The organism is Vibrio sp. D173a (assembly GCF_030248475.1).
In genome coordinates, this window is the sequence record NZ_JAHGAH010000666.1 from 1 (window position 1) to 814 (window position 814).

Sequence of the window (814 nt, forward strand, 5' to 3'; positions counted from 1 at the left end):
CGGCGTAGGTGAAAACACTGGTCGACTCGATCAAGCCTTGCTTCAGCTCGCGGGCTACTACGAACAAGAGGTCGAGACTCGCAAGCGCATTAAAACCGCGATGCGTTATCCGACGTTTGTGATCAGCTTTATTTTGATCGCCATGTTTATCCTCAACATCAAGGTGATCCCACAATTCACGAGTATGTTCTCACGTTTCGGCGTCGATCTACCTCTGCCGACTCGTATTCTGATCGGTATGTCGGATTTCTTTGTCAACTACTGGATGTTTATGGTTGGTGCGATCGTTGGCTTGATATTCGCATTTAAAGCTTGGGTTAAAACCGACAACGGCTTGGAAAAGTGGGATAGATTTCGCCTCAAGATGCCAGTCATTGGCGGTGTGGTAAATCGCGCACTGCTGTCACGATTTTCTCGTACCTTTGCATTGATGCTTAAAGCGGGAGTACCGTTGAACCAATCTTTAGCGCTTTCAGCTGAGGCGCTCGACAACCGCTTTTTGGAATTGCGCGTTCAAGAGATGAAGTCAGCCATTGAAGCAGGTAGTACCGTCTCCTCTACGGCCATTAATAGTGAAATTTTCACACCTTTGGTGATACAAATGATCTCGGTGGGTGAAGAAACGGGTCGCATTGATGAGTTGCTTCTTGAAGTGTCTGACTTTTATGACCGCGAGGTTGATTATGACCTCAAAACACTGACTGCCCGCATTGAGCCGATCTTGTTGGTGGTTGTGGCAGGTATGGTGTTGGTACTGGCTCTGGGTATCTTCTTGCCTATGTGGGGCATGCTCGATGCAATTAAAGGTTAGTGG

Annotated in this window: 1 protein-coding gene; it reads left to right on the plus strand. The window is 47.8% G+C overall.

Annotated features, from left to right (window positions below; translation table 11 throughout):
• On the plus strand, positions 1 to 811 hold an 811-nt coding region (locus KIV40_RS28335; protein ID WP_285352543.1), incomplete at its 5' end, for a type II secretion system F family protein.
• Positions 812 to 814 lie beyond the last annotated feature (3 nt).